This window comes from Pseudomonas fluorescens (assembly GCF_902497785.1).
Taxonomy (GTDB): Bacteria; Pseudomonadota; Gammaproteobacteria; order Pseudomonadales; family Pseudomonadaceae; genus Aquipseudomonas; species Aquipseudomonas fluorescens_BO.
On sequence record NZ_CABVHK010000019.1, the window covers coordinates 59,861 to 79,444 of the forward strand.

Here is a 19,584-nt window from a genome sequence, read left to right on the forward strand (position 1 = left end):
TTTGCAGTTATTAACAAGGAGGTTTGATGCGCGCTTACACAATAACCGTAGTCTTTATTGCTGCATGTCATGTTTACTTCAGTCTGGGCGAAGGAAAGTCTCCGCTGTCCATTTTGTTTGTATTTCTCATTTTAAGTCCGTTTCTTCCTTTCGTATGGAAAGAGTTGGCAAATGTAAAGCTGGGGAAAGATGGGATTTCCCTTGAAAGACTAAAAATCGACGTAAATAGTACAATCAAAGAAGCTACTCATGGCAAAGCCATCGATCCCAAGTCCCTTGATGACCTTTTTAAAACAGTAGAATTGAACGAATGGATGACTTTGGTGTTGGCCCGGATGCTTATGCGACAAGGCTTGGTGTGCCTCGTGCCAGATCACGGTTTTGGCCCATCACCAAGTTTGGTAAAGCTGATCCCTCTATGCCTGGCTAAAGGACTGATCTCCTCAGAGGAAGCTGTCCATTTGGACGAACTCCGTGAGATAACCTTCTTTGCCGAATGGTGGGACGGGAGAGCACCCAACCATGGGCAATGGCGCTGGGCACTTGAAAATTGCCAAAACATTGTGCGCGCACTGTTTGAAAAACAACCTATATCCTGAGTCATTTTTGCATATCATGGAGGGAGTATGTGGTGGGATGTAATGCTGGTATCGGTAAAGGTAACAGTCACTGTATGGTTGGTTTCATATCTTCTTCGACCTTTTCTTCCTTGTTGGTATAACAATACTGCGGAGATTATTGGTTATCGGCTGCTTGGCGTAATTTTTGCGGTACCTGCATTCGCGCGTAATGTATGGATAGTGTCATCATCTATCATGTATTACTTTGGGATGTTCTCAATTTTGGGGCTGTTGTTGGCGGGGGCATTTCTTTTTGGCTATACGCTACTAATGGAATTAGGGATTAATATTGCCGGCTTATGGCCCTACTATTTGGTCTTAAGTAAAATTGCACAGAATAAAACCGCCTGGGCTGGAGCCACGACCGTCATTGCGACAACCGTCGCTATTGGTCATATGTGGAATCTAAGAATCACTACAACAAAATTTTATGAAGAGATGAAAAAATTTGCCAGGGAGGAACGGGAAGCCCGAGAAAAACGAAGCAAAGAGCAGAAAAATAAATCGCTTTACTAACAGCTAAAAAGTATTGCAAGGGTGAGTCTTGCTCATCCATGTCTGAATTGACCAACCCTGAACCTGATCCTGGCCCGTTGCCGAAAAGAGACGGAAAAGGGTGACGAATAAGGTTTCAAGTAAATGGACTTCACCTCATGATCGCCCCCCGCATCCGCCCGCTCGCAATCTGCATCTTCCATCACGACGGCAAGATACTGGTCAACGAAGCGCACGACCCCATCACCAACAAACCATTCTTCCGCCCAATCGGCGGCGGTATCGAATTCGGCGAAACCAGCGCCCACGCCATCGAGCGTGAAGTAGACGAAGAGGTTGGTTTATCCATCACCGATGTTCGTTTGCTGGGCACGCTGGAAAGCCTCTTCACCTATGCCGGCAAACAAGGACACGAAATCGTCCAGGTCTACGATGCGAAGTTTGTCGATGCCAGCGTCTATGGGTTGTCGCACTTGGACGGTCACGAAAGTAACGGTGCGGCGTTCATCGCCAAATGGCTACCGTTAACAAGCTTTACTGACGAAACGCCACTGGTGCCTGCTGGGCTCTCGGATCTGCTGAGGAAAGTTGCCCTGCTGGACTGACGCCAAGCTTTGTCCAAAGAAAAGCGGCGAGCCCTAACCGCTCGTCCGCTTCTCCGCACGTTTTCGATGCTGATTCTTCCAATGCTGTGTAATCCCACGCGCAGGAAGAATCAACATGATGAATCACAAGATTGTGGTACTGACGCTTGCAGCCATTCTGTCGGGAAGTTCGCTGTATGCCGTCGCAGCTGACTCTACAACGGGAACAACCTCTTCCGACGGCAAGAGCGAGACTCGTAAACCCGCACCCGAGGCGACCAATGCCGATCCCGATGCTGGCTCGCTGCCAAAAGGCGCGGATGGCGGGACGACGGATAACGGTCCTACGCCGGGTGGAACCAAGGCGGGTGGAACCGGGGGGAGTAGCAGTAGTAGTGGTGGGAGTTAGTTTTTGGTTCTGAAAGGTTGGTCTATTGGGGCGGTTGGAAATGCCTGTGTCGTGAGATGCGGGCATTTTTTCGTCGGCTGTTTTTGGCGGACGAGGTCGTTAGGTATCAGTTGAAAAAGCCCGGATGGAAAGAGTTGGATAGTTTTTATGGGCTGCCATTTCGCAGCCGATTTAGGCTAGAGCGGGCTTGGCAGCGGATTTGCCTGGTACAGGTTTTCACTTGCCGGGAGCTGCGGCTGGCGGCGCTATTGGGCGTACGGTGAGTTCCAGACCTATCGCTGTCATCAGCTTTCTTATGGTCTCAAAGCGCGTTTTGGATCCGCCTTTAAGCAATTTGTAAAGGCTTTCGCGGTTGAGTCCGGCTTCCAGGGCGACTCTGTTCATGCCTTTGGCTTTTGCAACTTCGCCCAGAGCATGAATGAACGCAGCGTCGCCAAACTTCATGCTTTCGGAAATGTAAGCAGCCATAATTTCCGGGTTGTCGAGAAAGCTGGATGCTTCATAGAGGCTTGTGCCTGAAGTGTCCAGGCCAAGGATCGGCATATCTTCGGGATCGAATCGGTTATTTGTCATTTCATTTACCTCTCATGGCAACGAGGATTTGTTTAGCTCGTTTGATGCCTCTCATTTGATCAGTTTTATCGCTTCCAGTGAGCATCGTGTAGACGGTCGTCCCGGTGCGAACGAAATAGAGCCTGTAGCCGGGGCCACCAAAAACACGCATTTCGCTCACACCGCCGCCCACGCTTTCGCAATCTCCAAAATGGCCCACTTCGGCGCGGTCCAGCCGGTTTAAAATAGCGGTTTTTCCATCAGCATCCTTTACATCCCGCAGCCACCTATCAAACTCCAGCGTTTTGTAGATACTGTTTTTTTTCTTCTCGATCATAGACTCGTATGTAGCCTACTGGCTACTCCATATTTTTGGCGGCCATTGGTTGCAGGTGTACGTGTGTCCTGCAATCGCGCCGTTGAGCAGTCATGGGCTAAAAAAACCAGCCTCCATGCGGTTTTTTTACGTTTGAGGAACGGTTACTCACCTCTGGCGCTAGCAAACCCACGCTGCTCAATCACCCGAAACACATCGCTCACGTCCTGGAGCAAGATCCGGGCGATGTTGGCGACGGTGTTGATGTCGTTTTCGGCGTAGTCGGGGAGGTTGGTGCAGCCCATGAGCTGTAGGTAGGGGAGGACAGCGTTGAGGCGTTCGCTGACGACGTTGTGGAGCTCGCGGATTGGGGCGTCGCTGTCGACGACCAGGACGGGGTAGTCGGTGGCGAATTGGGACATTGGGATGAAGCGGCGTGGCGGGTGTTGGGTTGTCATGGAAGTAGTCCTAAAAAGATGAATCACAATCGCCTCATCCGATTGCCGGCGAAGGTTGGCAATGGGCGTCTGGCGGTCTTTGGTGTCTTCTTTTTGGGCTGCGAATCCCGGGCACCGACAATGGCGGTCAGGCCAAACTATAAGCGCCAATTTCTGGGCTCACAACCGGGCTGTAGGACGCTCCGGCCATCGTTCGGGCAAGGCGCAATGCCACTGTCTGCGGGCTTTTCGCGATATTCCGGGTGGTGTGGGGTGCCGTTGGAAATGGGGTGCAGGGTTTGGGGTCGCTTCGCGGCCCAGCGGGGATAAATCCCCTCACCACAGAGGGTAAATTCCTACGAGATTCTCGGATGGCGGGTTTGAGAGTCGAGCGGTGAAAAAAACAACAAAGCCCCAATGGTTGGGGCTTTGTGGTTTCAAGCTATGCGGTTTCCAACGACTGATTGCGGATCAACCGACGTCACTGCCTGGCCTGCGGCGAATGCGGATTCGGGTTGGTGTGTTTCGGTCCCGCCACGGCCCACGCGATCAATCCGAACAGCGGAACAAATACAATCACCACCATCCAGACGAGTTTATTGCTGGATTTGCCTTCGGCCTTGCGGACTTTGTTGATGGCCCATAACTCGATCAGCACGAGGACTGCGGCGAGTACGATCCAGAGGGTTTCGGTTTGCATGGGTTACCTCCTAAGGTCATGGCTTTAGGTGGTTTGATGCGGGTGGGGTTCATTTATTTTTGGGATCAGAAGATCGCAGCCTCGTTGCACTCGACAGCTCCTACAGGCGATGGCGTCAGTTTGGACGCCATCGCGAGCAGGCTCGCTCCCACAGGGGATTGGGGGATTTTAAATGGAGTTGGCGAGTTTTCCGCTGCAGAGGCGGCGTTTGTAGGCGGTGTCGCGGTTGGCCAGCCAGTAGTAGAGCGGCGAGGTGATGAGCAGGCCGACCAGCCACGACAGGTCGGCGCCGTTGATGTGTTCGGAGATCGGGCCGACGTACAGCGGGGTGTTCATGAAGGGGATTTGCACGGCGATGCCGATGGCGTAGGCCAGCAGTGCCTGCGGGTTGTAGCGGCCGTAGATGCCGCCGTCGACCTTGAAAATCGAGTGGATGTCGTATTGGCCTTTGTGAATCGCGTAGAAGTCGATCAGGTTGATCGCGGTCCAGGGCACCAGCACCACGAGCAGCACCAGAACCATGTCGACGAAGTGGCCGATGAAGTTGGCGGAGGCGCCGACGGCGGCGAAGCAGCAGGCGGCGAGGATGATGATCGAGAGGATGGCGCGGCTTTTGGCGGTCGGGATCCAGCGGTAGGCGAAGGTCTGGATCAGGGTGATCAGCGACAGCACGGCACCGTAGAGGTTGAGGGCGTTGTGGCTGATGACGCTGAGCAGGAACAGCACCAGCATCAACGGGCCGATGGAGCCGGTGGCGAGTTTGACCGCGTCCATGGTGTCCATGCCGACCGGCGTGGCGAGCACGGCGACGGCGCCAAAGATGAACGAGAGGCTGGAGCCGAGCACGGTGCCCAGATACGTGGTCCAGAACGTGGCGGCCACCGGCACGTTGGCCGGCAGGTAGCGCGAGTAGTCGGAGACGTACGGCGCGAAGGCGATTTGCCAGAGCGCGGCGAGGGACACGGTGGCCAGCCAGCCGGAAATGTTGAAGCTGCCGCGGGTGAGGAAGTCAGCGGTTTGCACATGGGTGAAGATGTAGCCGAAGCCGAGCACGATGCCGGCACCGAGTACCCAGGTGCCGATGCGGTTGAGCACGTGGATGAAGCGGTAGCCGATGATGCCGATGATGCCCGAGCCGAGGGCACCGATGACGATGCCGACCGGCACCGGCACGCTGTCGACTACGCCGTGCAGGGACTTGCCGGCGAGGACGATGTTGGAGGCGAAGAAGCCGATGTACATGATGCCGGCGATCAGCACCACCAGCAGGGCGCCGAGGGAGCCGAACTGGGCGCGGCTCTGGATCATTTGCGGGATGCCCATCTGCGGGCCCTGCGCCGAGTGCAGCGCCATCAGCACACCACCGACCAGGTGACCGACGAGAATGGCGACGATGCCCCACACCAGATTCAGGTGGAACATCTGCACGCCGAGCGCGCCGGTGACGATGGGCAGCGGGGCGATGTTGCCACCGAACCAGAGGGTGAACAGGTCGCGGGTTTTGCCGTGGCGATCTTCGGGCGGCACGTAGCCGATGGTGTGTTTTTCGATGAGCGGGGCGGAGGTAGTTGCTGCGGTAACCATGACGGACTCCAAGGCAATTTGAGTACGTGGACGTACTTCGGTGAGCGTCGCAACGGGGCGACGCTTTTCTTGTTGGAGTGGATGATGTGCGGTGGGTCGGGATAGATAAATTACAAAGATTGTTGGTAGAGACGTTAAAAAATGTAGGTCGATGGTCACCAAAAAACCTGTGGGAGCGGGCTTGCCCGCGATAGCGGATTGGCGGCCAACACAGGTGTTGATTGTTAGATCGCTATCGCGGGCAAGCCCGCTCCCACAGGGTATTAGGGGTGTTCAAAATCTATGCTATCCGCTGATTGACAGCAGCATTCTGTGGAGCATTTCATCGCAGCCGTTCAGTTGGTCGAGGCTGATGAATTCGTCGGGTTTGTGACCCTGGTCCATGCTGCCGGGGCCGCAGACGACGGTGGGGATGCCGGCTGCGTTGAAGAGGCCGCCTTCGGTGCCGAAGGCGACGGTGGCGAATTCGCGGGAGCCGCAGAAGGCGGCGATCAGTTCAGCGGCTTCGCTGCGTGCGTCGGTTGCCAATCCGGGGTACGCCGATAGCTCGCTGAAGCGGATTTCACTCTGTTCACTCACGGCCTTCATGCGCGGCAGTAATTGCTGATCGGCGTAGGTCTGGAGTTCCTGCGCAACCATTCGAGGATCATCAGTCGGCAAAGCACGGATTTCAAAATCGAAGCGACAATCGGCGGGCACGATGTTCAGCGCTTTACCGCCGGAAATCACCCCGGTTTGGACCGTGGAAAATGGCGGATCAAATCGAACGTCATGATGTTCCGGGGCTTTCAATCGACTGCCAATCCGCCCCAGCTCGCCGATCAGTTCGGCAGCATATTCAATCGCATTGACCCCCAGCGGCGCATACGCCGAATGGCACGCTTCCCCCTGAATATCGCAGCGCATCGCCAGTTTGCCTTTATGCCCGAGCACCGGTTTCAGTTCGGTCGGCTCGCCGATGATGCACAGCATTGGTTTGACCGGACGTTGCTCCAGCTCCGCCAGCAACGAACGCACGCCAAGGCAACCCACCTCTTCATCGTAGGACAGCGCAATGTGCACCGGCAGTCTTAACGAAGCGTTCACCAAGGAAGGAACAAGGGCCAGCACACACGCGATGTAGCCTTTCATGTCCGCCGTGCCGCGCCCGAACAGTTTGCCGTCTCGCTCGGTCAGTTCGAAGGGTGCCACCGTCCACGCCTGACCGTCGACCGGCACCACATCGGTGTGCCCTGACAACACGATGCCCGGCAGGTGAGCCGGGCCAATGGTCGCGAACAGGTTGGCCTTGCTGCGCTGCTCGTTGTAGATCAAGTCGCACGACACGTCGAAACTCGCGAGGTAGTCGCGGACAAACTCGATTAGCTGCAGATTAGATTCACGGCTGGTGGTGTCGAACTCCACCAACCTTTGCAGCACATCGCGGCTGCTGCTCATCGGTCGTCTCCGGCAACGCCATAACCCGGGGATTTGTCCGGGGCGAGGGCGCGGTCGATGTAGTCCTGAACCTGTGGGCGGTAGGCGTCCCAGAGTTTTTCCAGTTCGCCGATGGGGTTTTCGTCGGCCCAGTCGACTCGCAGGTTGATGATCGGCCAGGTGAGTTCACCGACCACCACCAGCGCGGCTGAATGCACCGGGCCCGCTTCACCACCGGCGACGATGGCGGCTTTCATGGCGGCGAGCAAGCGGTCGGCGAGTTGGCCTTCGCCGTGTTCGAACGCTTCGACTATGGCCTCGATCACGCCACGATGTGCGAGCATGTTGCCGGCGGCGACGCACTGTTCGCCGGCCACGGCGTTGTGGTTGCCAAGGGTTTGCGCGCCGCTGAAGTGAGCGGTCTGGCCGAGGTGGTCGATGGCGGTGATCTGGCGGTATTGGCTGTAGCCGTTGCGGGTGAGGACTTTGTCCAACGCCTCGGCGGGGGTGAGGCCTTGCTCCATCAGGGCGAGCACTTCGGGACCGAGGGAGGGCAGGGTGATGTTTTGCGTGGAGACGGCGCCGACGCCCGGCAGCAGCCATGGGCAACGGGCGCCGACGGCGATGCTGGAGGAGCTGATGGCGATGCCGAACTGGCCGGTTTCGGGGCAGCGGGCGGTGATGGAGAAGGTCATGGGGTTTGGCTCCTGGGCATATGAAGTGTCTGGGCGGGCCTCATCGCTGGCAAGCCAGCTCCCACAGGTCCGTCGTCGTGCCAAATGTTGTGGCCACTGAAGAACCCTGTGGGAGCTGGCTTGCCAGCGATGGCTGCGACTCGCTATTCCTGCTTACTCGGGAATCACCGCAATCACATCAATCTCCATCAACCACTGCGGCTGCCCCAACGCCGACACCACCAACCCGGTCGAAATCGGAAACACGCCTTTGAGCCACTTGCCGACTTCCTGATACACCGGCTCGCGATACCGCGGGTCGATCAGATAGGTCGTGGTTTTGACGATGTGGCTCAGGTCGCTGCCGGCCTCTTCGAGCAACTGCTTGACGTTGCGCATGGCTTGTTCAGCCTGCGCGCGCGGATCGCCGAGGCCGACCAGTTGGCCTTCGAAATCCGTCCCGACCTGGCCCCGGACATACACCGTGTTGCCGGCGCGGACGGCCTGGCACAGGTCGTTGTCCAGGCTTTGGTTTGGGTAGGTTTCCTTGGTGTTGAACATGCGAATGCGGGTGTGGGTTGGCGTGGACATGTGAAGCTCCTGAAAAAATTTTAAGCGCTGACGGTTGTTTTGTTGGCGAGCGGGGCGACCTCGGCCTCACGTTGCGCCGCATCGTGGTAGTCGAGATAGGAGCGCTGAATGGCGATGTGATCAGCCACGTATTTGGCGTCATGCCAAACGCCCCAGATAAACGAAGACCCGCGCCGTGACTGCCAAGGCAATCCGAGGAAATACACCCCCGGCTCACTCGACACACCGCGCTGGTGCTGCGGCTTGCCCTTGTCGTCGAAAGCCTCGACCTTGAGCCAGCTGTAATCGGTGGCAAAACCGGTGGCCCAGATGATCGAAGTCACGCCAGCCTGGGTCAGGTCGAGTTCAAGAATCGGGTTGGTCACGCAGTCCGGATCGGGGAAGGTAATTCGCGCTTCCGGCTCTTGCGGCAGATCCAGGCCATTGCGCTCGATGTAGGCGTCGGCGGCGTTCAGCAGGGCCAGATAGTTCTCATCGCCACGTGCCAGGTTCTCGGCCAGGTTCGCTTGAAAAGTCGCGACGCCGCCGTTGAACGCCTGGGTCAGACCGACCAGCGTCATGCCGCGATGCGCCAGCCCACGGAAGTCCACCGTGCGCCCGCCATGGGCGCCGCTGACGGCGATGGTGACGTGCTCGCGGCCCGGTTTCATCGCCGCTTGATCCCACTCGCCTAACACCCCCAGCCACCAGCAGAAATCCCGGTTGCGGTAGGCGCGAGGCGGGCGGTCGTGGGCGCCGACGGAGAGGTAAACTTGCTTGCCGGCACGCTGCAATTCATCGGCAATCTGTACGCCGGACGAGCCCGCACCGACCACCAGCACCGCGCCTTCAGGCAGTTGCGCCGGGTTGCGGTAGTCGGCGGAGTGGATCTGCAGGAAGGGTTGGTCCTGCGGCGCAATCGGCGGGATCACCGGACGCTGGAAAGGCCCGGTGGCGGCCACCACACGGTTGGCCTCGATCACGCCTTCAGAGGTTTGAATGGTGAAGCCCGGGCGGCCGACATTGCGCTCGACGTTCAGCACGTCCACGCCGGTGCGGATCGGCGCGTTGAATTTCTTGGCGTAAGCTTCGAAGTAATCGGCGACCCGTTCTTTTGGCGCAAACGCGTCGGGGCTGAGGTCGTCGAAATCCAGGCCGGGGAAACGGTCGTGCCACGCCGGACCATTCGCCACCAGCGAATCCCAACGCCCGGTGCGCCAGCGTTCGGCAATGCGGTTGCGCTCCAGCACCAGGTGCGGCACGCCGAGTTTGCTCAGGTGTTCACTCATGGCAATGCCAGCCTGACCGGCGCCAACAATCAACGTATCTGTTTTTATTATTTCCGTGGTCATCTCAATACCCTTCGAAGTTGGAGTGAGGTCGCGAACGGCCTGCCATTTCTTGGGCTCAAGACTAGGGATGACCCTGGTATCGGTAAAATATTATTAAGCTGGCATTTGAGTATAAATAACTGAGGCAGAGCCGCTTCTGTAAACTGGCCGCACCTTTCACTCCCTCGAACAAGAGATCCTCATGGCTAACCAAGACATCACTTTCACCCCCGATCCCGATGCGGACTCCATCTCCTCCGACGTCGCCGGTTTCGGCGGCCTTCTGGTTTCAACGCAGATCCCGACCCGCGCTGACGGCAGCCTGGAACTGGGCGACATCACCCTGCAAAGCGAGTGCACGTTGCAGGCCTTGAAGGTCGCGCTGGAGCGCGCCGGCAGTTCCATGGACCGCGTTTTGCACCTGACCATCTACCTCACCGACATGGCCGACCGCGCTGCATTCAACGAAGTTTACAAACGTTTCTTTGCCAAGCCATGGCCGGTACGTGCCGCCGTGGGCGTGGCTGCACTGGCGGTTGAAGGCATGCGTGTGGAAGTGACCGCGATGGCGGCGAAGGGCTGAATGTCAAATCATGGTTATCTGATTTAGAGATAACCATGATCTGATTAATTCGCTTCTTGAGATATCCCGTGCGCGCGTAGTGTCTGCCCTATCTGAAGAACAGAAGGGCAGATGATGAACAGATTGAACACGACCGTCACCCGTGCGAACCCCGTGAGCGCATGGCAGGGCACGGTGGCAGGCTTTGCCGCAAGCCTCGTCGGCATCGGCCTGGCGCGGTTCGCTTATACGCCGCTGCTGCCGGCGCTGATCGGTGCCCATTGGTTCGATCCCTCCAAAGCTGCTTACCTGGGCGCCGCCAACCTCGCCGGGTATCTGGCCGGCGCGATTTTCGGTCGCTCAATGGCGGCGCGCACCTCAACGGTGTTCGTGCTCCGAGCGATGATGTTGCTGGCGAGCGTGGCGTTTTTCGCCTGTGCCTGGCCGGTGTCGTTCGCGTGGTTCTTCGTGTGGCGATTCCTCTCCGGAACCGCGGGTGGCGCGTTGATGGTGCTGGCCGCTCCGACGGTGTTGGCGCACGTGACGCCGGCTCGACGCGGTTTGGTCGCCGGGATCATTTTCATGGGGGTGGGCGTCGGCATTGCAGCGTCCGGCACGCTGGTGCCGCTGTTGCTGCAACAGGGCCTCGGTGAAACGTGGCTGGGTCTTGGCCTGATTTCATTGCTACTGACCGCCATCGCCTGGCGCGGCTGGCCGAAAGGCGACGCACCCGTCGCAAGCGCGACCCAACACCATCGCCCGGCGCCCAACCGCACGCTCAAGGCCCTGTATGTGGAGTACGCCCTCAATGCTGCCGGTTGGGTGCCGCACATGATTTTCCTGGTGGATTTCGTTGCCCGGGGCAGGGGCGAGGGTCTTCAGGTGGGGGCGCAATACTGGGTGCTGTTCGGCATCGGCGCGACGCTGGGACCGCTACTGGCCGGCGTACTCGCCGACCGGATCGGCTTCGGTCGCGCGTTGCGGCTGTCGTTCATCATTGAGGCGTTCGCCGTCGCGGTGCCGGCCCTCGGGCTTGGCGCTGGCTGGTTAATCCTGTCCAGCGTGATCGTCGGCGCGTTTGTCACCGGGACGGTGCCGCTGGTGTTGGGCCGGGTGCATGAAGTGCTCGCCCATCATCCCGCGCAGCAGAGTTCGGCCTGGCAAACCGCAACGGTCGGATTCGCCTTGTTCCAGGCAATCGCCGCCTATGGGTTGTCGTTCCTGTTCTCTCACAGCGACGGCAACTACAGCTTGCTCTTTATGCTCGGGACTTCAGCGATGCTGCTGGCGTTTGTCATCGATGTGGTCGCGGGCGCGAAACCCTCTACCGATGCCCGGAGCGCCTGACATCGTGAATTACTCCGAGCGCAACCTAATGTATTGGCGCCGCAACCTGACGGTGTGTGTCTTTGGCTCGTTTACCACGCTGGTCAGCCTGACCATGCTGTTGCCGTTTCTGCCGTTGTATGTGCAGCAACTGGGCGTGACCTCGCAGGCGGAGGTGGTGCAGTGGTCCGCTGTGGCCTTCGGCGCGACATTCTTCGGCACGGCCATTACTGCGCCGTTGTGGGGACGGTTGTCCGATCGTTATGGGCGCAAACCCATGCTCGTGAGAGCGGCCGTCGGCATGGCGATTGTCATGTCGCTGATCGGGCTCGCCCGGGACGTCACCGACCTGGTTGCCCTGCGCCTCATCGCTGGCCTCATCGGTGGCTACGCCTCTGCGTCCATCGTCATGATTGGCTCACAAGTACCGCGCGAACGGGCCGGTTGGGCGCTCGGTGTGTTGTCCACTGGCGCGTTGTCCGGCAGTTTGATCGGGCCGTTAGTGGGCGGGTTTTTACCGGAGTGGGTGGGTATTCGCGGTACGTTTTTCGTCGGTGGAGCGGTGATTGCGGTGGCGGCCGTCGCCACGCTCCTGCTGGTGCGTGAGGATTTCGACCCGGTGGCGGATGCCAGAAAAAGCGCCGGGAAAAACCGGACTGAGGGCGACGCTTCCAACCGGCCGATCATTGCGGCACTGCTGGTTTCGGCAATGATGGTGCTGCTGGCCACCATGTCGATCGAGCCGATCATCACGGTGTACATCGGCGACCTCGGCGTGCCTGTCGGTCATCAGGCGCGCATCGCCGGCGTGGTCATGGCCGCTTCCGCGTTGGGCAGCCTGTTGACCGCCGCAAAACTGGGTGCGCTGGCCGACCGGATTGGCAGTTGGAAGGTGATTGTCGGGTGTTTGCTGTTGACGGCCATCGTCATGGTGCCCCAGGCGTACGTCACGCAATGGTGGCAGCTGGCGGTGTTGCGCGGTGTCATGGGCATGACCATCGCCGGGCTGTTGCCGGCAATTGGCAAGCTGATACGGCATTCGGTCGAGGAGTACAACTCGGGCAGAATTCTCGGCTACTTGCAGTCGGCGCAGTTCGCCGGACAGGTCATCGGCCCACTGATCGGCGGGCAGATCGGCGCCCATTTCGGCTTGCATCACGTGTTCCTGGTGACCGCCGTATTGTTGCTGTCATGCGCCGGCATGAACGGCTGGGTGAGCCAGCGCGAGCGCCGTCACGCCGTCCTGCCGAACGCTGTCCAGAAAGGTCGATAACGCACTGGAAAAATAGCCATCGATGCGCCGGACAAACACCGTCTCGACCTCGGCGATGTCTGGCGCCAATTCATGCGCGTTGACCAAGCCGTCGCGCATGGCGTTCGCCACGACGCCTCGAGGCAACAGGGTGATGCCTACGCCGGCGGACACACAGGCAATGATCGCCTCGATCGAACCAAACTCAAGCGGCTCGGGCGCCAGAATACCGAGGTTGGCCAGCAGTGAATCCAGACGTTGGCGGTAGGAGCAACCGATGCGGAAGACCACCGTCTTCAGGTGGTCGACGCCGGCGACATCCTCAAGGTTTTTGATGGCGGGGGAGGTGACCAGAACCAGCTGTTCGCGAAAGGCCTCTTCACTCAGCAGTTCCGGGTGATTGACCGGGCCGACGACAAACGCCCCTTCAAGCTGACAGTCGACCACGCCCTGAATCAGGCTGCACGTGGTGCCGGTGCGGATCACCGGGCGAACGTCGGGGTAGGCCTTGGCGAACTTCGCAATCAGTCGTGGTAGGCGCAGCGCCAATGTGGTTTCCAGCGTACCGATCTCGAAAACACCTTTGGGATGACCATCGTCCCGTGCCGCACAGGAGGCATCGGACAGCAGCCGGGACAGGCGGGCGGCGAACGGCAGGATCCGTCGGCCGGCGGGTGTGACCTGAACGCCTCGGGCGCTGCGTTGGAACAGCGCTACGCCAAGCTCGTCTTCCAGCGAGCGGATCCGCGCTGAAACGTTCGACTGCACGGTGTTCAGTTCGCTGGCGGCCTTGTTCATGCTGCCATGGCGCGCCACTGCGTCTACGACTTTGAGATCGGTAACGTCCATCGGAATGACCTATCTGGAAAACGGATAACTAGCTGAAGAAAAACTGCTTTCAGGAGATTAGGTTTATCAGCATCCAAAGACAAGCGCTGGTCTGATGATCATTGTAGGAGCGAGCTTGCTCGCGATGGACGCTAACGATGACGCGTTACTTCTGGATGCAAGCGGTGCACTTACGACCATCGCGAGCAAGCTCGCTCCTACAGGTTGGTGTGGGCGCTGGGTTTTCTGGTTCATCAAAAACGATCGCAGGCATCATTATTGATCGTTTTACATGATCTTTTGCCGGGCATAGGTTGAGGCTGCAGATACCCCGCAGCCAGTGGCAAATCGCGTCTTCGCATTTGAGGCTGTGGAACAACAATAACGCTTCCACTGCAACACGGAGTCAACGTGAACCATGCATCCGAATCAGTCAGAATCCGCAACCATCCCCAGTACCAGGCTTTGGTCTCACGGCAGCGAAAGTTTGTCGCTTGTCTGGTCGCCGCCACCCTTGTCCCGTACTTCGCGTTCATCCTCATTGCCGCGTTCTCGCCCCACCTGCTTGCGCTGAAACTCTCGGCCACCAGTGTCATTAACATCGCCTGGCCGCTGGGCGTCGTTTTTATTGTCGGGGCGTGGTTGTTTACCGGCCTGTACATTCTGCGGGCCAATGGTGAGTTCGATGACCTCACCGCAGAAATCCGGGCGGGGGCAATCGTATGAAAAATTTTCTGCGTTACCTCATAGTGTTTTCGCTGCCGGGCGCGTTCGCGACCTGCGCTTCGGCCGCCGATGTGTTGCAAGCCGTCGAGAAACAGCCGCTGAACATCACCGCGATTGCGATGTTTCTGGTGTTCGTGCTGACCACGTTGGGCATCACCTGGTGGGCCGCTTCCAAAACCAAATCCATGGACGATTTCTACAACGCCGGCGGGGGCATCACCGGCTTCCAGAACGGTCTGGCGCTGGCGGGCGACTACATGTCGGCGGCGGCGTTGCTGGGCGTCACCAGCATGATCTTCTTCAACGGCTTCGACGGGGTGTTGTACTCGATCAGCTTCTTCGTCGCCTGGCCGCTGCTGCTGTTTTTGTTTGCCGAGCGGATCCGTAATCTGGGTCGCATCACCCTCTCGGACATTGCGTCTTTTCGACTGGATCAAAACCGCATCCGCACCCTGATGGCCTTCGGTTCGTTGACCGTGGTGTGCTTTTACCTGGTGGTGCAGATGGTCGGCGCCGGGCAGTTGATCCAGCTGTTGTTCGGGCTTCCCTACAACTATGCGGTGATCGCTGTCGGCCTGTTGATGGCGGTGTATGTGACGTTTGGCGGGATGGTCGCGACCACCTGGGTGCAGATCATCAAGGCGGGTCTGTTGCTGTTGGGTGGCACCTTGCTTGCGGTGCTGGCATTGAGCAAGTTCGGCTTTTCCTTCGAGGCGTTGTTCGAGCAAGCGATTGCCGCTCACCACGACGGCGAGCGCATTCTGTTGCCGAGCAAACTGGTGGCCGATCCGCTGGCGTTGATCTCACTGTCCCTCGGGCTGGTCTTCGGCACCGCAGGATTGCCGCATATCCTGATGCGCTTTTTCACCGTGCCGGACGCCCGGCAAGCACGCAAATCGGTGTTCATCGCCACGGGCTTCATCGGCTTCTTCTACCTGATCGTTGCGGTGTTGGGGCTGGCGGCGATTGTCATCGTCGGGCAAAACCCGGTCTTCTATGAGTCCGGCATTCTCGGTGGAAAGCTCGTCGGTGGCGGCAACATGCCGGTGATGCACCTGGCCAAAGCGGTGGGCGGTGACTTCCTGCTGGGCTTCATCTCCGCGGTCGCGTTTGCCACGATCCTCGCGGTGGTGTCGGGGTTGACCATGGCGGGCACCTCAGCGATTTCCCATGACCTCTATGTGATGGTGTTGAAGAAAAACCGCGCAGAGGCGAAAGACGAGCGTCGCGTGTCGAGAATCGCCTCGGTGGGCATCGGCATCGTCGCCGTAGTGCTGGGGATTTTGTTCAAGGATCAGAACATCGCCTTCCTGGTGGCGCTGACGTTTGGCGTGGCGGCCTCGGTCAATTTTCCGATACTCGCGCTCTCGCTGTACTGGAAAGGGCTGACCACACGCGGAGCGCTGATCGGCGGGATCGCCGGGCTGGTGAGTTCGGTGAGTCTGGTGATTCTGTCGCCGGCGGTGTGGGTCAAGGTGTTGGGCAATCCCGAAGCGATTTTTCCCTTCGATTACCCGGCGATCATTTCGATGAACGTGGCGTTCTTCTGCACCTGGCTCGGCTCGGTCACCGATCGCAGCAGCGCGGCAGTGCTGGAGCGAGCGCGTTTCGAAGATCAGCAGGTCCGCGCCCGCACAGGCCTGGGCGCCGCCAAGGCCGTCAGCCATTGAACACCGTCACTTTCCTCTTTTGATTTGCGCACTCTGCACAAGGAGTCTGCCATGCAACGTCGAGACAATGGCTTAAGGTTTTCCCCCATCACGGTCGTGCTGCACTGGGTCGTGGCGCTGTCGCTGCTGGCGATCCTGTGCCTGCAAGTGCTGATCGGCCAAGCGTCCAGCGACGCCACGCGGGCGGCCTTCGTCCACCTGCAAAACCTGGTGGGACTGATCCTGTTTCTGGTATCGATTTATCGGTTCTGGGCGCGGATCACTTCCTACCATCCGCTGCCAGTCGGCACGCCCAATCCGATTGAAGTGATCATCAGCCGTTCTGTCGCCGTGGCGCTGGCCCTGGCGATGGTGCTGCTGCCGGTGGCGGTGTGGGCATCGAGGTCGGCTGCCGGAGAGGCCGTGGAATTGCCGGGTGGATTTGCGATCCCGGCACTGCTGCCCATTCATGCAGGGCTCAAACACGTCGTCGATGTGCTGTTCAATATTGGCGCATCGGCGTTCGTCGCCGGTCTGGCGCTGCACATCTTCGGTGCGCTCAAGAATCACTTTCTCCTGAAGAACAACACGCTCAAGCGGATGCTTGGAAAACATGTGGAGCTGTGAGTCATGAACGAAGCCAGATTTGATTTTACGGGTAACGCCATTACCCAACTCTGTGGAGTGAGGTACCCGATTTTTCTCGGCGGAATGGCCGCCATCTCCGGCCCGCAGTTGGTGGCAGCCGTGGCCAACGCCGGGGGTATGGGGGTCGTCGGCGGCCTGCGTCTGCCGCCGCTGACCTTGCGCCGATGGATCGAGGAAACACGCGCGCTGACCGACAAACCTTTCGGGGTGAACCTGGTGCCGCAGTTCGGCGGCCCGGACGTCTTCGAAGCGCAGTTTCAGGTGGTGCTAAAAGCAAAGCCCAGGCTGCTGTCACTGTTTTACGCCGAGGCCTATTGCGCCGACATGATTCCCCGGGCGAAAGACGCGGGGCTGGTGGTCATGGTGCAAGCGGGTTCGGTGGAACTGGCGAAAATCGCCATCGCCCAAGGCGCTGATATTGTCGTGGCGCAGGGCAGTGAAAGCGGCGGGCATTTGAATCGCGGCACCATCGGCATCATGCCGTTGCTGACGTCGATTCTTTCGGTGGCGGAGGGGCGACCGGTGCTGGCGGCCGGCGGCATCGTCCGCGGTGACGATGTCCGCGCACTGATGTCACTTGGCGCGTCCGGGGTGGTGGTGGGCACCGCATTTATTGCCACCGACGAGTCGAACGCGCACCCGCTGTACAAGCAGAAGATCGTTGAAGCCACGACGGATGACACCGAATACCGCACCGGGTATTCATTCGGCTGGACCTACGGCACGCCGCATCGGGTGATCCCCAATCGTGACAAGTGGAACCTGCTGCGTTTCATCGGTGGCGGGGCGCGGGCGATTGATAAACCGCGCATGGCCAAAAAGCTGTCGTTGTACGCGGGGCAGGGGGTTGGCAAGATCGACAGCGTGGTCCCCGCAGCGCAGCGTGTGGCCGAGTTGGCGTCAGGGCTGCCGATGACAACAAGCTTTCAATCATTGATCGCTGTATGAAACCAACGGCTCGGCGCTGATGCCCGAGCCGTTTTTTGTTGCCAGGACCGAAGCTACACCGCCACCGGCCGGGCAATCTGTTGCTGTGCCAGCCCGATGAACGCGCTCATGGCCGAGGTGATCATCGAGTCGTTTCGGCGAATGAAGAAGGTCGAGACGTTGGCGAATTCCGCCGGCAGCGTGTGGCAGCGAATCGCATGGCGCATGCTGCAACTTTCCGCGATGGCCTTGGGCAGCAAGGTCACGCCCATGCCGGCGGCTACGCATGACAGGATGCCGTCCAGCGTGCCCAGTTCCATGATCTGGTTGGGCACCAGGCCGACTTGATAGAACCAGTTTTCCAGGGTCGAGCGATAGAAGCATCCGGTGCGAAACACCAGCACGGTCTGTTGCGGGATTTTTTCGATGAGTGCGGCCAGTGACTCGAACTGGCTGCTGCTGACCAGCACCAGTTCCTCCTGGAAAACCTCTTCCTGGGCCAACGTCGAATTCTGGTGAAAACCGCCGACAAACGCGCCGTCGAGACGGTGCGCTTCAATCGCCTTGATCAGCTCGGCGGTGGTGCCGGTGAGCAGCGACAGTTGGACCTCGGGGTATTTTTCGCGGTACTTGGTCAGCACCTGTGGCAAGCGAATCGCGGCGGTGGTCTCCATCGAGCCCAGTCGCAGCAGGCCGGCCGGAACGCCAGTGTCCATCAAGGCACTGCGGCTTTCTTCGGTCAGCTGCAGGATGCGCCGCGCATACCCGAGAAAGGTCTCGCCCGCCGACGTCAGCACCACGCCGGATTTCTTGCGGATGAACAGCTCCCGGTTCAGCTCGGTTTCCAACTCCTTGACCCGCATGGTCACGTTGGACTGCACCGTATTCACATTGATGGCAGCTGCGGTGAAGCTGCCGAGTTCGGCCACCGCACAGAAAATCTTCAGTTGGCGCATTTCCATGATCGTCGCTACCTATCATCAAAAGTGATGGATTGCATCGCAAGTCATCATTTTACGGGCTTTGCAGACGGCGAGTAAAGTCAACAAAACAGCCTGATGAGCGTAGCGGACCGATGACACTGACTTCCCACATTGACCATGTCTTTGCCGGCGGCCTGGGGGTCTTGAAGCCCGAAGGGCAGCGCACCGGTATCTTCAAACGAAGGCTGTCAGGCCCCGCGCGAGTCGAAGTTCTCGGGATTGTCGGTGACGAGCACGGTGATACCCGGGTGCACGGCGGTCCGGAAAAGGCTGTTCATCACTACGCGGCAGAAAACTATCAGACGCTGGCACAGGCGTTCGCGCACTGCGCCCATGAGCTGCTGCCGGGCAGCCTCGGGGAGAATATTTCAGCGCGCGGATTGACCGAGCGAAACGTGCACATCGGTGATGTGTTGCAGATGGGCAGCGCGGTGTTGCAGGTCTCCCAGCCGCGCAGCCCGTGCTGGAAAATCAACCATCGTTTCGACGCCGAGCGCCTGTCGATGCATGTCGCCCAAGCGCGAATTACCGGGTGGTATTACCGGGTCATCCAGCCTGGCTTCATTGAGGCAGGGGGCGGGATTGAATTGCTGGAACGGCACACGCAGCGGTTTTCCATCGACGAGTTCTGGCAGGTGCAGCTGTCGCACAGGCCCTTGATTGACGATCTGCTGGAGTTGGCGGCAACCCCTGGCCTGGCCGAGGACTGGCGGCGGCGGTTGAGTGAGCGTGCGAAGTGGCTGAAGAAAGCGGCGCCGGCTCCACAGCGCTGACCGGTGGCGAGGGAGCTTTTGTGGCGAGGGAGCTCGTCGGATCGCCGCACCGTCCCGCTCGGCTGCGTAGCGGCCGCAAAATTTTAGGGCTGCTGCGCACCCCGGCGGGAGCAAGCTCCCTCGCCACATAAAGCTAATCGGCATTAGAGCTTCACGATTTATGATCCATGCGATCATTTATCATCATTTTACATGATCAATCGGCTGGCCTACTTTGGCCCA

At 59.1% G+C, this 19,584-nt stretch carries 22 protein-coding genes; 11 read left to right on the plus strand and 11 right to left on the minus strand.

Annotated features, from left to right (window positions below):
* The first annotated feature begins 26 nt into the window (after window positions 1-26).
* The 3 genes from F8N62_RS25225 (at window position 27) to F8N62_RS25235 (ending at window position 1,720) form a co-directional block, all read left to right on the plus strand.
* Window positions 27-599, plus strand: a complete 573-nt coding sequence (locus F8N62_RS25225; RefSeq protein ID WP_150713218.1) for a hypothetical protein — start codon at window positions 27-29, stop codon at window positions 597-599.
* A 27-nt stretch (window positions 600-626) separates the two neighbouring features.
* The gene (locus tag F8N62_RS25230; RefSeq protein ID WP_150713219.1) at window positions 627-1,136 is read left to right on the plus strand and encodes a hypothetical protein; all 510 of its coding nucleotides are present in this window, start codon (window positions 627-629) and stop codon (window positions 1,134-1,136) included.
* Window positions 1,137-1,273: 137 nt separating this feature from the next.
* Window positions 1,274-1,720, plus strand: a complete 447-nt coding sequence (locus F8N62_RS25235; protein WP_150713220.1) for an NUDIX hydrolase — start codon at window positions 1,274-1,276, stop codon at window positions 1,718-1,720.
* Window positions 1,721-2,324: 604 nt separating this feature from the next.
* On the opposite strand, the gene F8N62_RS25245 is transcribed toward F8N62_RS25235, so the two are convergent.
* The 9 genes from F8N62_RS25245 to F8N62_RS25285 form a co-directional block, all read right to left on the minus strand.
* Window positions 2,325-2,681, minus strand: coding sequence for an addiction module antidote protein (locus F8N62_RS25245; RefSeq protein ID WP_150713222.1), 357 nt, complete (start codon window positions 2,679-2,681; stop codon window positions 2,325-2,327).
* A gap of 1 nt (window position 2,682) precedes the next feature.
* On the minus strand, window positions 2,683-2,997 hold the full coding sequence (locus tag F8N62_RS25250) for a type II toxin-antitoxin system RelE/ParE family toxin (RefSeq protein WP_150713223.1): 315 nt from the start codon (window positions 2,995-2,997) through the stop codon (window positions 2,683-2,685).
* 143 nt (window positions 2,998-3,140) lie between these two features.
* On the minus strand, window positions 3,141-3,434 hold the full coding sequence (locus tag F8N62_RS25255; protein ID WP_150713224.1) for a fructose-bisphosphate aldolase: 294 nt from the start codon (window positions 3,432-3,434) through the stop codon (window positions 3,141-3,143).
* Between the two features lie 460 nt (window positions 3,435-3,894).
* Window positions 3,895-4,113, minus strand: a complete 219-nt coding sequence (locus F8N62_RS25260; RefSeq protein WP_150713225.1) for a PLD nuclease N-terminal domain-containing protein — start codon at window positions 4,111-4,113, stop codon at window positions 3,895-3,897.
* A gap of 168 nt (window positions 4,114-4,281) precedes the next feature.
* Window positions 4,282-5,697 (minus strand): purine-cytosine permease family protein, encoded by a 1,416-nt coding sequence (locus F8N62_RS25265; protein WP_150713226.1) that lies wholly within the window; start codon window positions 5,695-5,697, stop codon window positions 4,282-4,284.
* A gap of 285 nt (window positions 5,698-5,982) precedes the next feature.
* The gene (gene argE / locus F8N62_RS25270; RefSeq protein ID WP_150713227.1) at window positions 5,983-7,134 is read right to left on the minus strand and encodes an acetylornithine deacetylase; all 1,152 of its coding nucleotides are present in this window, start codon (window positions 7,132-7,134) and stop codon (window positions 5,983-5,985) included.
* Window positions 7,131-7,808, minus strand: a complete 678-nt coding sequence (locus F8N62_RS25275) for a DUF1028 domain-containing protein (RefSeq protein WP_150713228.1) — start codon at window positions 7,806-7,808, stop codon at window positions 7,131-7,133. Before F8N62_RS25275 ends, argE begins: the two co-directional genes overlap by 4 nt.
* Before the next feature lie 153 nt (window positions 7,809-7,961).
* Window positions 7,962-8,378, minus strand: a complete 417-nt coding sequence (locus F8N62_RS25280) for a RidA family protein (RefSeq protein WP_150713229.1) — start codon at window positions 8,376-8,378, stop codon at window positions 7,962-7,964.
* 20 nt (window positions 8,379-8,398) lie between these two features.
* Window positions 8,399-9,709, minus strand: coding sequence for a flavin-containing monooxygenase (locus tag F8N62_RS25285; protein ID WP_150713230.1), 1,311 nt, complete (start codon window positions 9,707-9,709; stop codon window positions 8,399-8,401).
* A 181-nt stretch (window positions 9,710-9,890) separates the two neighbouring features.
* On the opposite strand from F8N62_RS25285, the gene F8N62_RS25290 reads away from it, so the two are divergent.
* The 3 genes from F8N62_RS25290 (at window position 9,891) to F8N62_RS25300 (ending at window position 12,849) form a co-directional block, all read left to right on the plus strand.
* The gene (locus F8N62_RS25290; RefSeq protein WP_150713231.1) at window positions 9,891-10,271 is read left to right on the plus strand and encodes a RidA family protein; all 381 of its coding nucleotides are present in this window, start codon (window positions 9,891-9,893) and stop codon (window positions 10,269-10,271) included.
* 114 nt (window positions 10,272-10,385) lie between these two features.
* Entirely contained in the window at window positions 10,386-11,597 is a 1,212-nt protein-coding gene (locus tag F8N62_RS25295) for a YbfB/YjiJ family MFS transporter (protein ID WP_318181640.1), read from the plus strand.
* A 4-nt stretch (window positions 11,598-11,601) separates the two neighbouring features.
* A complete protein-coding gene (locus tag F8N62_RS25300; protein ID WP_191632440.1) occupies window positions 11,602-12,849 on the plus strand; it encodes an MFS transporter in 1,248 nt (415 codons plus the stop codon).
* Here the strand turns inward: F8N62_RS25300 and F8N62_RS25305 are convergent.
* Window positions 12,766-13,677: a LysR substrate-binding domain-containing protein gene (locus F8N62_RS25305; protein ID WP_150713234.1), complete on the minus strand. Its 912-nt coding sequence runs from the start codon at window positions 13,675-13,677 to the stop codon at window positions 12,766-12,768. The two genes, F8N62_RS25300 and F8N62_RS25305, sit on opposite strands and share 84 nt — an antisense overlap.
* A 390-nt stretch (window positions 13,678-14,067) precedes the next feature.
* Here F8N62_RS25305 and F8N62_RS25310 point away from each other — a divergent pair, with 390 nt between their 5' ends.
* The 4 genes from F8N62_RS25310 to F8N62_RS25325 are packed head-to-tail and all read left to right on the plus strand — an operon-like array spanning window position 14,068 to window position 17,627.
* On the plus strand, window positions 14,068-14,382 hold the full coding sequence (locus tag F8N62_RS25310; protein WP_150713235.1) for a DUF485 domain-containing protein: 315 nt from the start codon (window positions 14,068-14,070) through the stop codon (window positions 14,380-14,382).
* Window positions 14,379-16,052, plus strand: a complete 1,674-nt coding sequence (locus tag F8N62_RS25315; RefSeq protein WP_150713236.1) for a cation acetate symporter — start codon at window positions 14,379-14,381, stop codon at window positions 16,050-16,052. Before F8N62_RS25310 ends, F8N62_RS25315 begins: the two co-directional genes overlap by 4 nt.
* A 51-nt stretch (window positions 16,053-16,103) precedes the next feature.
* Window positions 16,104-16,658 carry a cytochrome b gene (locus tag F8N62_RS25320; protein ID WP_150713237.1) on the plus strand — a complete coding sequence of 185 codons (555 nt, stop codon included), beginning with the start codon at window positions 16,104-16,106 and terminating at the stop codon, window positions 16,656-16,658.
* 3 nt (window positions 16,659-16,661) lie between these two features.
* Window positions 16,662-17,627 carry an NAD(P)H-dependent flavin oxidoreductase gene (locus F8N62_RS25325; RefSeq protein ID WP_150713238.1) on the plus strand — a complete coding sequence of 322 codons (966 nt, stop codon included), beginning with the start codon at window positions 16,662-16,664 and terminating at the stop codon, window positions 17,625-17,627.
* Window positions 17,628-17,680: 53 nt separating this feature from the next.
* Here F8N62_RS25325 and F8N62_RS25330 read toward each other — a convergent pair whose 3' ends face one another.
* Window positions 17,681-18,568, minus strand: coding sequence for a LysR family transcriptional regulator (locus F8N62_RS25330; protein WP_150713239.1), 888 nt, complete (start codon window positions 18,566-18,568; stop codon window positions 17,681-17,683).
* A 113-nt stretch (window positions 18,569-18,681) separates the two neighbouring features.
* On the opposite strand from F8N62_RS25330, the gene F8N62_RS25335 reads away from it, so the two are divergent.
* On the plus strand, window positions 18,682-19,362 hold the full coding sequence (locus F8N62_RS25335; protein WP_150713240.1) for an MOSC domain-containing protein: 681 nt from the start codon (window positions 18,682-18,684) through the stop codon (window positions 19,360-19,362).
* Window positions 19,363-19,584: the final 222 nt, after the last annotated feature.

What these genes read in the sequence shown, in the direction of transcription:
- F8N62_RS25225 (WP_150713218.1), top strand. Translation starts at nt 27, where the DNA reads ATGCGCGCTTACACAATAACCGTAGTCTTTATTGCTGCATGTCATGTT.
- F8N62_RS25230 (WP_150713219.1), top strand. Translation starts at nt 627, where the DNA reads ATGTGGTGGGATGTAATGCTGGTATCGGTAAAGGTAACAGTCACTGTA.
- F8N62_RS25235 (WP_150713220.1), top strand. Translation starts at nt 1,274, where the DNA reads ATGATCGCCCCCCGCATCCGCCCGCTCGCAATCTGCATCTTCCATCAC.
- F8N62_RS25245 (WP_150713222.1), bottom strand. Translation starts at nt 2,681, where the DNA reads ATGACAAATAACCGATTCGATCCCGAAGATATGCCGATCCTTGGCCTG.
- F8N62_RS25250 (WP_150713223.1), bottom strand. Translation starts at nt 2,997, where the DNA reads ATGATCGAGAAGAAAAAAAACAGTATCTACAAAACGCTGGAGTTTGAT.
- F8N62_RS25255 (WP_150713224.1), bottom strand. Translation starts at nt 3,434, where the DNA reads ATGACAACCCAACACCCGCCACGCCGCTTCATCCCAATGTCCCAATTC.
- F8N62_RS25260 (WP_150713225.1), bottom strand. Translation starts at nt 4,113, where the DNA reads ATGCAAACCGAAACCCTCTGGATCGTACTCGCCGCAGTCCTCGTGCTG.
- F8N62_RS25265 (WP_150713226.1), bottom strand. Translation starts at nt 5,697, where the DNA reads ATGGTTACCGCAGCAACTACCTCCGCCCCGCTCATCGAAAAACACACC.
- argE (WP_150713227.1), bottom strand. Translation starts at nt 7,134, where the DNA reads ATGAGCAGCAGCCGCGATGTGCTGCAAAGGTTGGTGGAGTTCGACACC.
- F8N62_RS25275 (WP_150713228.1), bottom strand. Translation starts at nt 7,808, where the DNA reads ATGACCTTCTCCATCACCGCCCGCTGCCCCGAAACCGGCCAGTTCGGC.
- F8N62_RS25280 (WP_150713229.1), bottom strand. Translation starts at nt 8,378, where the DNA reads ATGTCCACGCCAACCCACACCCGCATTCGCATGTTCAACACCAAGGAA.
- F8N62_RS25285 (WP_150713230.1), bottom strand. Translation starts at nt 9,709, where the DNA reads ATGACCACGGAAATAATAAAAACAGATACGTTGATTGTTGGCGCCGGT.
- F8N62_RS25290 (WP_150713231.1), top strand. Translation starts at nt 9,891, where the DNA reads ATGGCTAACCAAGACATCACTTTCACCCCCGATCCCGATGCGGACTCC.
- F8N62_RS25295 (WP_318181640.1), top strand. Translation starts at nt 10,386, where the DNA reads ATGAACAGATTGAACACGACCGTCACCCGTGCGAACCCCGTGAGCGCA.
- F8N62_RS25305 (WP_150713234.1), bottom strand. Translation starts at nt 13,677, where the DNA reads ATGGACGTTACCGATCTCAAAGTCGTAGACGCAGTGGCGCGCCATGGC.
- F8N62_RS25315 (WP_150713236.1), top strand. Translation starts at nt 14,379, where the DNA reads ATGAAAAATTTTCTGCGTTACCTCATAGTGTTTTCGCTGCCGGGCGCG.
- F8N62_RS25320 (WP_150713237.1), top strand. Translation starts at nt 16,104, where the DNA reads ATGCAACGTCGAGACAATGGCTTAAGGTTTTCCCCCATCACGGTCGTG.
- F8N62_RS25325 (WP_150713238.1), top strand. Translation starts at nt 16,662, where the DNA reads ATGAACGAAGCCAGATTTGATTTTACGGGTAACGCCATTACCCAACTC.
- F8N62_RS25330 (WP_150713239.1), bottom strand. Translation starts at nt 18,568, where the DNA reads ATGGAAATGCGCCAACTGAAGATTTTCTGTGCGGTGGCCGAACTCGGC.
- F8N62_RS25335 (WP_150713240.1), top strand. Translation starts at nt 18,682, where the DNA reads ATGACACTGACTTCCCACATTGACCATGTCTTTGCCGGCGGCCTGGGG.